Raw genomic sequence first — 10,589 nt, 5'->3', positions numbered from 1 at the left:
GTGGCCGGGCTGGCCCGGGAGCACGCCCGGGTCCTCGTGGAGCTCACCGTCGGGTCCGACCCCCGGGCCACCCGTGGCGGGAGCGGGCCGCCCGTGGTGGCGCTGGACGCCGTGGTGACCGGGGTGACGGGGCCGGACGGGGCGCGGACCCGGGTGGAGACGCCCGTACGGGTGCTGGCCGGGCATCCGCTCTGGGCCCGGCTGCAGCCCTCGACGCGGGTGACGGTGGTGGCCCGGCTGGCTCCGGCCCGGGACGGGGAACGGGCCGTGGCGCTGCTCCGCCCGGCGGCGGACACCCCGCCGGTGGTGACCGGTGGCCCCGATGAGGCGCAGCGCGTGGCCGGGACCCTGCGGGCCGGGCTGCGGGAGGCCACCGAGGGGCTCCCGGCCGACGCCAGGGCCCTGTTGCCGGGGCTGGTGGTCGGAGACACCTCCCGGGTGCCGTCCGACCTCCACGAGGCGTTCAAGGCCACCGACCTGCTGCACCTGCTGGCCGTCTCCGGTTCCAACCTGACCGTGGTGCTGTACCTGCTCATCGGGGCCCCGGCCCGCGCGCAGCACGTCGAGCGGAGCGGGCTCGCGCCCCGCCTGGGGCTGTCGCTGCGGGCCACGGCCCTGGGCGGGACCGCGCTGACGCTGGCCTTCGTGGTGGTGTGCCGGCCCGAGCCGAGCGTGCTGCGGGCCGCCGCCTGCGGGGCGGTCACCCTGCTCGCCCTCGCCACCGGGCGGCGCAGGTCCCTGATCCCGGCGCTGGCCGGGGCGGTCCTGCTGCTGGTCCTCTACGACCCCTGGCTGGCCCGCAGCTACGGCTTCCTCCTCTCGGTGCTGGCCACCGGGGCGCTGCTCACCCTCGGGCCCCGGTGGGGCGAAGCCCTGCGGCGGCGCGGGATGCGGCCGCGCCTGGCCGACGCCCTGGGGGCGGCCGCCGCGGCGCAGGCGGTGTGCGCGCCGGTGGTGGCCGTGCTCTCCGCCCGGGTGAGCCTCGTCGCGGTGCCGTGCAACCTGCTGGCGGAGCTCGCGGCGGGGCCGGCCACGGTGTTGGGCTTCGCGGCGCTCGCCGTGGCCCCGCTGTGGATGCCCGCGGCGAAGCTGCTCGCCTGGTGCGCGGGGGTGCCGGCGGGGTGGATCGCCGCCGTGGCGCGGGCCGGGGCCGGGCTGCCGGGGGCGGAGCTGGCCTGGCCGGGCGGGCTCGGCGGGGGACTGCTGCTCGCCGCGGTCACGCTGGCCGCCGTGGGGCTCGGGGCCCGGTTCGGGCGGCGGCGCGGGGTCCGGGCCGGCCTGGTGGTGCTGCTGCTGGTCGTGGTGCTGCGGCCGCCGCTGCTGCCCCGTGCGCTCGGCGGCTGGCCACCGCCGGACTGGAGGTACGTCCAGTGCGCCGTGGGCCAGGGGGACGCCGCCGTGCTGTCCGCCGGGCCGGGGACGGCCCTCGTCGTGGACGCCGGACCGGAGCCGGGTCCGGTCGACGCCTGCCTGCGCGCCCTGGGTGTGAATCGCGTCCCATTGCTCCTGCTGACGCACTTTCACGCCGACCACGTGGGAGGGCTTTCGGGGGTGCTGAGGGGCCGGTCCGTCGGTGTGATTCAGACCACCACCCTGGAGGAGCCGCCCGGGCAGGCGGCCGCGGTCCGGCGGACCGCCGCGGCGGCCGGGGTGCCCGTGGTGGCGGCGGGAGCGGGGGAGCGGCGCAGGGCCGGGCCGCTGGAGTGGCAGGTGCTGTGGCCGTCGGCCTCCGGACCGCCGCCGGACGGCCCCAACGACGCCAGCGTCGTCCTGCTGGTGCGCACGGCGGGCCTGACGCTCCTGCTGCTCGGAGATCTCGAACCGCCTTCCCAGCAGGCACTCTTGAGGGAGCATCCGGAGCTGGGCCCGGTGGACGTCCTCAAGGTCGCCCACCACGGCTCGGCGCACCAGGACCCCGGGCTCCAGGACCGGATCCGGCCACGGCTCGCGATCGTCTCCGTCGGCGCGGACAACCGCTACGGGCACCCCGCACCGGGTACGCTCGCGCAGCTGAGGGCCCGTGGGACGGCCGTGCTGCGCACCGACACGGACGGCTCCGTGGCCGTCACCGGAAGCGGCTCGCTGATGCGAGCGTTTCCGGCCGGACGGCGACGGAACCGGTCCGGGCATACCGGGCGCGACCATTCTGTTTGCCCACAACCCGACAGCATGATCGAATGCGTCTTCGCCAGAACGGTCCAAGTCCACACAGCACGGGGGTGCACAAGCCATGTTCGGTCGCCGACGGGGGATGGAGACGGCCGGGAGTGCCAGCTCACAGACATCTGCCACGCTGACACTGCCGCCCACGGCAAGACTGTTGAGCTGTCGAGTGCTCGACACGGTCCATCAGCCGGTCCGCCAGGCCAAGTTCGAGGTCACCGACCCGATCGGCAGACGGGTCGTCAGCGGGGAGACGGATCCCTACGGCGGGTTCACGGCAGCCATGCCGGAGGGGGAGTACCGGCTCTCCGTCACCGCCGAGGGGTACGCGCCCTTCCACGGGGCGACGCTGGTGGGGGACCCGGCGCAGCCCGGCACCGCGGAGATCATCCTGGACGCGGTGGAGCCGCCGCTGCTGCCGCAGCCCGGGCACTGGGAGCTCGACCCGACGCACTCGTCGATCGGGTTCACCGCCCGGCACATCGGCTTCGCCCGGATCCACGGCCGGTTCACGACCTTCGCCGGCGCGGTACGGATAGCCGAGCGCATGGAGGACTCCTCCATGCACGTCATCATCGACGCGGCGAGCATCGACACGGGTCTGCGGATGCGGGACGACCACCTGCGCTCCGCGGACTTCCTAGACGCCGCCCGGCATCCGACGGTGGAGTTCTACAGCGAGCGGTTCATCCACCGCAGCGGCAGCCGGTGGGCGGTCGCGGGCGCGCTCACCCTGCACGGCGTCAGCCGGTCCGTCACCCTCGACACCCAGTACCTGGGCACGGGTACGGGCCTGGAGGGCGAGCCGCGGGCCGCCTGCCGTGCCACGACCGAACTGCACCGCGAGGACTTCACGCTGAACTGGCAGTCGATCCTGGCGCACGGCATCGCGGCGATCGGGTCGAGCGTGGAAGTGGAGCTGGACGTGCAGATCGTCCACAAGGCGTAGGCGCGGGGCCCCTGTTACGGGGCTTCCAGCCAGCCTTCGTACTCGGCGGCGAGGTCGTCCAGCGAGGTGGTGTCGAGCCGTTCCCGCGGGTCCTCGACGACCACCAGCCACTGGGCGTCCTCGGCGTCGTCCTCCCCGGCGAGGGCGTCGCGGAACAGCTGGGGCTCCTCGGGCAGGCCGAAGCGGTCGACGGCCTCCCGGGCCACTTCCTCGGCGGCGTCGCGGTCGGGCAGGACCAGTACATGTCGCACGTTCACCCGACCATTCTCGGGCACCGGGCGCGGGGGACTGTCAGTGCGTCGTGGGATGCTGGAGGCGATGGCCACCAGGAAGAACCCCACCGACGAACCGCTTGCCCCGCTCACCCTCGCGGTGGGGCAGGAGGACCTGCTGCTCGACCGTGCCGTGCGGGAGGTGGTGACCGCCGCCCGCGCGGCCGACGCCGACACCGATGTGCGCGACCTCACGTCGGACCAGCTCCAGCCCGGCACGCTGGCCGAGCTGACCAGCCCCTCGCTGTTCTCCGAGCGCAAGGTCCTGATCGTCCGCAACGCCCAGGACCTGGGCGCGGACACGGTGAAGGAGGTCAAGGCCTACATCGCCGCGCCGTACGAGGAGATCACCCTGGTCCTGCTGCACGCGGGCGGGGTCAAGGGCAAGGGCCTGCTGGACGCGGCCCGCAAGGCGGGGGCCCGGGAGGTCGCCTGCCCGAAGATGACGAAGGCGGCGGACCGGCTGTCGTTCGTACGGGGCGAGTTCCGGACGCTGGGGCGCTCCGCGACCCCCGAGGCCTGCCAGAACCTGGTCGACGCGATCGGCAGCGACCTGCGGGAGCTGGCGAGCGCGGCGGCGCAGCTGTGCGCGGACGTAGAGGGCACCATCGACGAGGCCGTGGTCGGCCGGTACTACACCGGCCGGGCCGAGGCCTCCAGCTTCACCGTCGCCGACCGGGCGGTCGAGGGGCGGGCGGCCGAGGCCCTGGAGGCCCTGCGCTGGTCCCTGTCGACCGGGGTGGCACCGGTGCTGATCACCAGTGCGCTGGCCCAGGCGGTCCGGGCGATCGGGAAGCTGGCCTCCGCCCCGCGCGGTGCCCGTCCCGGCGACCTCGCGCGGGACCTCGGCATGCCGCCGTGGAAGATCGACCGGGTCCGGCAGCAGATGCGGGGCTGGTCGGCGGACGCGGTCTCGGACGCGCTGCGTGCCGTGGCCGCGGCCGACGCGGGGGTCAAGGGTGGCGGCGACGACCCCGAGTACGCCCTGGAGAAGGCGGTCGTCGCGGTGGCCCGCGCGGCCCGCCCCCAACAGCGCCGCTAGCGTTCCGGGGGCGTCGGGCGTCGGGCGTCGGGCGTCGGGCGTCGGGCGTCGGCTGTCGGGCGGTCGTTCCGGCAGGTCCGCGGGGACGGCGCGGCCGGGCGGGTGCAGACCGGGCGGAGCGGTGGCTCCGCCCGCGGTGGAGCGGGAGTACGTCCGCGGGTCCCGGCCGGGTGGCCGTCGTACGACATCGGGATGCGCGAAGGCCCCGGTCCACGCCCTGGGGAAGGGCGAGGCCGGGGCCTTCGTGTTACTTCTGGATTGCGCCGCACCCGCGTGGCGAACGCTTCGTGTGCGGCGCGGTGTGCCGGTCCGGAGCGGGAGAGAGGGCCCGCTGGGTCCTTACCGGCGTTTCACATCAGGAGCTCAGCCCTGGAGGGTGGCAACCTTGTGGGCCAGCGCCGACTTCTTGTTGGCGGCGGCGTTCTTGTGGATGACACCCTTCGAGACAGCCTTGTCGAGCGCACGCGCGGCGGCGCGAGAAGCCACGGTGGCCTTCTCGACGTCACCGGCGACGACGGCCTCGCGGGCCTTGCGGATCGCGGTCTTGAGCGAAGACTTGACGGCCTTGTTGCGCAGGCGCGCCTTCTCGTTCGTCTTGTTCCGCTTGATCTGGGACTTGATGTTCGCCACGAAAGAGCCTTTTCAGGTTCAGAGATTTGATCTTCGGATTGTGTCCCGACAGCTGAGAGGGCATACGAGACACAGCTGCCCAGGCTACCAGGCGCGCTCCGACCGGCCCAAACCGAGCGCACTGCCCCGTCCATGGGACCATGGGAGCCTGCGTACAGATCCGACATCGCGCCGACGAAGCAGAAGGCGACGACATCCGACCTTCGCTCAGACAACGCTTCCGACTGCGCCCCGAGAATCAGGACACTGCGTGCCCGCGATCCCCAGCCACGTGCCCGAGCCGAGCCGTACCGACCCGGCGCTGATCCGCAACTTCTGCATCATCGCGCACATCGACCACGGCAAGTCGACCCTCGCCGACCGGATGCTCCAGCTCACCGGCGTCGTCGACCAGCGGCAGATGCGCGCCCAGTACCTCGACCGCATGGACATCGAGCGTGAGCGCGGCATCACGATCAAGTCGCAGGCGGTCCGTCTGCCCTGGGCCCCCACCGAGGGTGCGGACAAGGGCAGCACGCACATCCTGAACATGATCGACACCCCTGGTCACGTCGACTTCACCTACGAGGTCTCGCGCTCGCTCGCCGCCTGCGAGGGCACGGTCCTGCTGGTGGACGCCGCCCAGGGCATCGAGGCGCAGACCCTCGCCAACCTGTACCTGGCGATGGAGAAGGACCTGGCGATCGTCCCGGTCCTGAACAAGATCGACCTGCCGGCCGCCCAGCCGGAGAAGTTCGCCGAGGAGCTCGCGAACCTGGTCGGCTGCCAGCCCGAGGACGTGCTGCGCGTCTCGGCGAAGACCGGTCTCGGCGTCGACGCGCTGCTCGACAAGATCGTCGCCACGGTTCCGGCCCCGGTCGGCCCCAAGGACGCCCCGGCCCGCGCGATGATCTTCGACTCGGTCTACGACTCGTACCGCGGCGTGGTCACCTACGTCCGTGTCGTCGACGGCCAGCTCAACAAGCGCGAGCGCATCCGGATGATGTCCACCGGCGCCACCCACGAGCTGCTGGAGATCGGCGTCTCCTCCCCGGAGATGACCCCCTCCGACGGCCTCGGCGTCGGCGAGGTGGGCTACATCATCACCGGCGTGAAGGACGTCCGTCAGTCCAAGGTCGGTGACACCATCACCAGCCTGAACAACGGCGCGACCGAGGCCCTCGGCGGCTACAAGGACCCGCGCCCGATGGTCTTCTCGGGCCTCTACCCGCTCGACGGCTCGGACTACCCGGACCTGCGCGAGGCCCTGGACAAGCTCCAGCTCAACGACGCCGCGCTCGTCTACGAGCCGGAGACCTCGGCGGCGCTCGGCTTCGGCTTCCGCGTCGGCTTCCTCGGCCTGCTCCACCTGGACGTGGTCCGCGAGCGCCTGGAGCGCGAGTTCGGCCTCGACCTGATCGCCACCGCGCCCAACGTGGTCTACCGGGTCGTCCTGGAGGACGGCAAGGAAGTCACCGTCACCAACCCGAGCGAGTTCCCCGAGGGCAAGATCAGGGACGTGTTCGAGCCGGTCGTCCGGGCCACCCTGCTCGCGCCCTCCGAGTTCATCGGCGCGATCATGGAACTCTGCCAGCAGCGCCGCGGCACCCTCCTCGGTATGGACTACCTCTCCGAGGACCGGGTCGAGATCCGCTACACGCTCCCGCTCGCGGAGATCGTCTTCGACTTCTTCGACCAGCTGAAGTCCAAGACCCGCGGCTACGCCTCCCTGGACTACGAGCCCACGGGCGAGCAGGCCTCCGGCCTGGTCAAGGTCGACATCCTGCTCCACGGCGACAAGGTCGACGCCTTCTCCGCCGTGACGCACAAGGACGCCGCCTACGCCTACGGCGTGCGCCTCGTCGCCAAGCTGCGCGAGCTCATCCCGCGGCAGGCCTTCGAGATCCCGATCCAGGCCGCGATCGGCTCCCGCGTCATCGCCCGCGAGACCATCCGCGCCATCCGCAAGGACGTCCTCGCCAAGTGCTACGGCGGTGACATCTCCCGTAAGCGGAAGCTGCTGGAGAAGCAGAAGGAAGGCAAGAAGCGCATGAAGATGGTCGGCTCCGTGGAGGTCCCGCAGGAGGCCTTCATCGCCGTCCTCTCCAGCGACGAGTCCGGCGGCAAGAAGAAGTAACCGGCCGGTAACCGACAGCTGCCGAGTCGCACGAAAGGGCCCACATGCACACGCATGGGGGCCCTTTTCGTTATGAACCGGCCGCTCGGAGCCCCTTACGCACCGGGCGCACGGCCTCTACCCTGATCACTGCTCGATGGTTACTCGCCAGTTTCAAAAGGTGCCAGCACAACCCGCCAGTTCCTAGCGCCCCCACGCCCACGCCCTGCCGCGTGGACCCCGGTCCGGAGGATGTCGTGAGCGACACACAGACCATGCTCGAGAACCGCCCGCCCACCGTGGCGGCCCTCTTCCTTGAACGCGTCGCCGCCACACCGAACGCGGAGGCCTACCGCTTCCCGGTGCCCGCGGCCGGCCCGGAGGGAGGCCCCGACGACTGGAAGTCGCTCAGCTGGGGACAGGCGGCCGAACGGGTCTTCGCCATCGCCGGCGGTCTGATCGACCTGGGCCTGCGCTCCGAGGAGCGGGTCGCGCTCGCCTCCAACACCCGGGTCGAGTGGATCCTGGCCGACCTCGGCGTGATGTGCGCGGGCGGCGCGGTCACCACCATCTACCCCAGCACCAACGCGGAGGAGTCCTCGTTCATCCTCTCGGACTCCGAGAGCCGGGTGCTGATCGCCGAGGACGCGGCCCAGCTGGCGAAGGCGCGCGAGCGCCGCGCCGACCTGCCGAACCTCGCGCACGTGGTGGTCCTGGAGGCGGCCGACGCGGTCGCCGCCGAAGGCGACCCGGACGGCTGGGTGCTCTCCCTGGCCGACCTGGAGGCGCGCGGCAAGAAGTACCTGGACGAGCACCCCGAGGCGGTCAGGGAGCGGATCGCGGCCATCACCTCCGGCCAGCTCGCCACCCTCATCTACACCTCCGGCACCACCGGCCGCCCCAAGGGCGTACGCCTGCCGCACGACAACTGGTCGTACATGGCCAAGGCCACCGTGGCCACCGGCATGATCCACTCGGACGACGTCCAGTACCTGTGGCTGCCGCTCGCCCACGTCTTCGGCAAGGTCCTGACCTCCGGACAGATCGAGGTCGGGCACGTCACGGCCGTCGACGGCCGGATCGACAAGATCATCGAGAACCTGCCGATCGTGCAGCCGACCTACATGGCGGCCGTCCCGCGCATCTTCGAGAAGGTCTACAACGGCGTGGCCGCCAAGGCCCGGGCCGGCGGCGGCGCCAAGTACAAGATCTTCCAGTGGTCGGTGGGCGTGGCCCGCGAGTACGCCAAGGTCACCCAGGACAACTTCCGCCGCACCGGCCAGGCCACCGCCCCCTTCGGCCTCGCCACCAAGCACAAGATCGCCGACGCGCTCGTCTACTCCAAGCTCCGCGAGGCCTTCGGCGGCCGCCTGCGCGCCGCCGTCTCCGGCGCCTCCGCCCTGGCCCCCGAGATCGGCTACTTCTTCTCCGGCGCCGGCATCCACATCCTGGAGGGCTACGGCCTGACGGAGTCCAGCGCGGCCTCCTTCGTCAACCCCGGCGAGGCCTACCGCACCGGCACCGTCGGCAAGCCGCTCCCCGGCACCGAGGTCCGCATCGCCGACGACGGCGAGGTCCTGCTCCGCGGCCCCGGCATCATGCAGGGCTACCACGGCCAGCCGGACAAGACCGCCGAGGTCCTGGAGAGCGACGGCTGGCTGCACACCGGCGACATCGGCGAGCTGTCGCCCGACGGCTACCTGCGCATCACCGACCGCAAGAAGGACCTGATCAAGACCTCGGGCGGCAAGTACGTCGCCCCGGCCGAGATCGAGGGCCAGTTCAAGGCGATCTGCCCGTACGTGTCGACCATCGTCGTGCACGGCGCCGACCGTAACTTCTGCTCCGCCCTGATCGCCCTCGACGAGCCGTCGATCCTGGTCTGGGCCGCCGAGAGCGGCCTGGAGGGCAAGACGTACGCGGAGGTCCTGGCGGCCCCCGAGACCAACCGCCTGATCGAGACGTACGTCCAGACCCTGAACGAGGGCCTCCAGCGCTGGCAGACGGTCAAGAAGTTCCGCCTCCTGCCCCGCGACCTGGACGTCGAGCACGGCGACCTGACGCCCAGCCTCAAGCTGAAGCGCCCGGTCGTCGAGCGCGAGTTCAAGTACCTCATCGACGAGATGTACGCGGGCTCCCGCGAGGCCTGACCGGGCCCCGCTCCGGCGCGTAAACGACCATGGGGCAGTGCGGGACAATGGATCCATGCCTTCCGCACTGCCCGACGGTGAACCCATGCCCGAAGACGGCTCGCTGCCTCTCCACGCCCTGGCGGGTGCCGGGGACCGGCCGCTCGGGTTCTACCTGCACGTCCCGTACTGCGCGACGCGCTGCGGGTACTGCGACTTCAACACCTACACGGCCACCGAGCTGCGGGGCACCGGCGGCGTGCTCGCCTCCCGGGAGAACTACGCCGACACCCTGATCGACGAGGTCAGGCTGGCCCGCAAGGTCCTCGGGGACGACCCGAGGGCCGTGCGGACGGTGTTCGTGGGCGGCGGCACGCCCACGCTGCTGCCCGCGCGGGACCTCGTACGGATGCTCGCGGCGATCCGGGACGAGTTCGGGCTGGCCGAGGACGCCGAGGTCACCACCGAGGCCAATCCGGAGTCGGTGGACCCGGAGTACCTCGCGGAGCTTCGCGCCGGCGGCTTCAACCGGATCTCCTTCGGCATGCAGAGCGCCAGGCAGCACGTCCTGAAGGTGCTGGACCGCACCCACACCCCCGGGCGCCCCGAGGCCTGCGTCGCGGAGGCCCGCGCGGCGGGCTTCGAGCACGTCAACCTGGACCTGATCTACGGCACCCCGGGGGAGTCCGACGAGGACTGGCGGGCCTCCCTGAGCGCCGCCCTCGGCGCGGGGCCGGACCACATCAGCGCGTACGCCCTGATCGTCGAGGAGGGCACGCAGCTGGCCCGCCGGATCCGCCGCGGCGAGGTCCCGATGACGGACGACGACGTCCACGCCGACCGGTACCTGATCGCGGACTCCGTCATGGCGGAGGCCGGGTACTCCTGGTACGAGGTGTCGAACTGGGCCACCACCGAGGCCGGGCGCTGCCTGCACAACGAGCTGTACTGGCGCGGCGCCGACTGGTGGGGCGCGGGCCCCGGCGCCCACTCGCACGTCGGCGGGGTCCGGTGGTGGAACGTCAAGCACCCCGGCGCCTACGCGGCGGCCCTCGCCGAGGGGCGTTCCCCGGGCGCGGGGCGGGAGCTGCTGTCGGCGGAGGACCGGCGGGTGGAGCGGATCCTGCTGGAGCTGCGCCTCGTGGACGGCGTCCCGCTGTCGCTGCTCGCGCCGGCCGGGCTGGCCGCCTCTCGCGCGGCGCTGGCGGACGGTTTGCTGGAAGCGGCCCCGTACGAGGCGGGGCGGGCCGTGCTGACCCTGCGGGGGCGGTTGCTGGCCGACGCGGTGGTTCGGGACCTGGTGGACTGG

Annotated in this window: 7 protein-coding genes and 1 pseudogene; 6 read left to right on the top strand and 2 right to left on the bottom strand. The window is 72.3% G+C overall.

The features are described 5' to 3' along the window. Both ACFV0Q_RS31290 and ACFV0Q_RS31285 read left to right on the top strand, forming a co-directional pair. A pseudogene (locus ACFV0Q_RS31290) lies at positions 1 to 2,094 on the top strand (ComEC/Rec2 family competence protein); the annotation flags it as partial. Positions 2,095 to 2,230: 136 nt separating this feature from the next. Continuing rightward, complete coding sequence (locus tag ACFV0Q_RS31285) at positions 2,231 to 3,112, top strand: YceI family protein (RefSeq protein WP_385009847.1); 882 nt, start codon at positions 2,231 to 2,233, stop codon at positions 3,110 to 3,112. A 14-nt stretch (positions 3,113 to 3,126) separates the two neighbouring features. Here the strand turns inward: ACFV0Q_RS31285 and ACFV0Q_RS31280 are convergent, their stop codons facing one another. Continuing rightward, entirely contained in the window at positions 3,127 to 3,369 is a 243-nt protein-coding gene (locus tag ACFV0Q_RS31280; protein ID WP_189964244.1) for a hypothetical protein, read from the bottom strand. A gap of 61 nt (positions 3,370 to 3,430) precedes the next feature. Between ACFV0Q_RS31280 and holA the strand changes: the two genes are divergently transcribed. After that, on the top strand, positions 3,431 to 4,426 hold the full coding sequence (gene holA / locus ACFV0Q_RS31275) for a DNA polymerase III subunit delta (protein ID WP_385009845.1): 996 nt from the start codon (positions 3,431 to 3,433) through the stop codon (positions 4,424 to 4,426). 363 nt (positions 4,427 to 4,789) lie between these two features. Here holA and rpsT read toward each other — a convergent pair whose 3' ends face one another. Continuing rightward, a complete protein-coding gene (rpsT, locus tag ACFV0Q_RS31270; RefSeq protein ID WP_385009844.1) occupies positions 4,790 to 5,056 on the bottom strand; it encodes a 30S ribosomal protein S20 in 267 nt (88 codons plus the stop codon). Between the two features lie 250 nt (positions 5,057 to 5,306). Here rpsT and lepA point away from each other — a divergent pair, with 250 nt between their 5' ends. The 3 genes from lepA to hemW form a co-directional block, all read left to right on the top strand. Further along, positions 5,307 to 7,172: a translation elongation factor 4 gene (gene lepA / locus ACFV0Q_RS31265; RefSeq protein ID WP_385009842.1), complete on the top strand. Its 1,866-nt coding sequence runs from the start codon at positions 5,307 to 5,309 to the stop codon at positions 7,170 to 7,172. A 236-nt stretch (positions 7,173 to 7,408) separates the two neighbouring features. Continuing rightward, positions 7,409 to 9,301, top strand: a complete 1,893-nt coding sequence (locus ACFV0Q_RS31260) for an AMP-dependent synthetase/ligase (protein WP_385009840.1) — start codon at positions 7,409 to 7,411, stop codon at positions 9,299 to 9,301. A 55-nt stretch (positions 9,302 to 9,356) separates the two neighbouring features. Beyond that, positions 9,357 to 10,589: radical SAM family heme chaperone HemW (gene hemW, locus ACFV0Q_RS31255; RefSeq protein ID WP_385009838.1), on the top strand; the 1,233-nt coding region annotated here is incomplete at its 3' end.

The organism is Streptomyces sp. NPDC059564 (assembly GCF_042735575.1).
Taxonomy (GTDB): domain Bacteria; phylum Actinomycetota; class Actinomycetes; order Streptomycetales; family Streptomycetaceae; genus Streptomyces.
The sequence above is the reverse complement of the archived record's forward strand: the minus strand, read 5'-3'. Positions and strand labels throughout refer to the sequence as shown.

Bases quoted from the DNA above. Each gene is read 5' to 3' on its own strand.
- ACFV0Q_RS31285 (WP_385009847.1), top strand. From the start codon at position 2,231: ATGTTCGGTCGCCGACGGGGGATGGAGACGGCCGGGAGTGCCAGCTCA.
- holA (WP_385009845.1), top strand. From the start codon at position 3,431: ATGGCCACCAGGAAGAACCCCACCGACGAACCGCTTGCCCCGCTCACC.